Origin of the sequence: Enterobacter cloacae complex sp. IR5401 (assembly GCF_049238425.1) — a bacterium.
Classification (GTDB): domain Bacteria; phylum Pseudomonadota; class Gammaproteobacteria; order Enterobacterales; family Enterobacteriaceae; genus Enterobacter; species Enterobacter hormaechei_C.
In genome coordinates this window covers 1-536 of the sequence record NZ_JBMKHN010000061.1, presented here as the reverse complement: position 1 = coordinate 536, position 536 = coordinate 1, and the positions used below count along the sequence as shown (strand labels likewise).

1 protein-coding gene is annotated in these 536 nt (G+C 53.7%); it reads left to right on the top strand.

Annotation, left to right across the window (positions count from 1 at the left end):
- The coding region (locus tag ACOTX1_RS23835; protein ID WP_421766889.1) for an IS3 family transposase at nt 1-528 on the top strand (528 nt) is incomplete at its 5' end.
- Nucleotides 529-536: the final 8 nt, after the last annotated feature.

The window sequence follows — 536 nt, the reverse complement described above, 5'->3', positions numbered from 1 at the left end:
TTCGCCGTAACGGAACCAAATCAGGTGTGGTGCGGTGATGTGACCTATATCTGGACGGGTAAGCGCTGGGCGTACCTCGCCGTTGTTCTCGACCTGTTCGCAAGAAAGCCAGTGGGCTGGGCCATGTCGTTCTCGCCGGACAGCAGGCTCACCATGAAAGCACTGGAAATGGCATGGGAAACCCGTGGTAAGCCCGTCGGGGTGATGTTCCACAGCGATCAAGGCAGCCATTATACGAGCAGGCAGTTCCGGCAGTTACTGTGGCGATACCGGATCAGGCAGAGTATGAGTCGGCGTGGAAACTGCTGGGATAACAGCCCAATGGAGCGCTTCTTCAGGAGTCTGAAGAACGAATGGGTGCCGGCGACGGGCTATGTAAGCTTCAGCGATGCAGCTCACGCAATAACGGACTATATCGTTGGATATTACAGCGCACTAAGACCGCACGAATATAATGGTGGGTTAACGCCAAACGAATCAGAAAACCGATACTGGAAAAACTCTAACGCGGTGGCCAGTTTTTGTTGACCACTTCA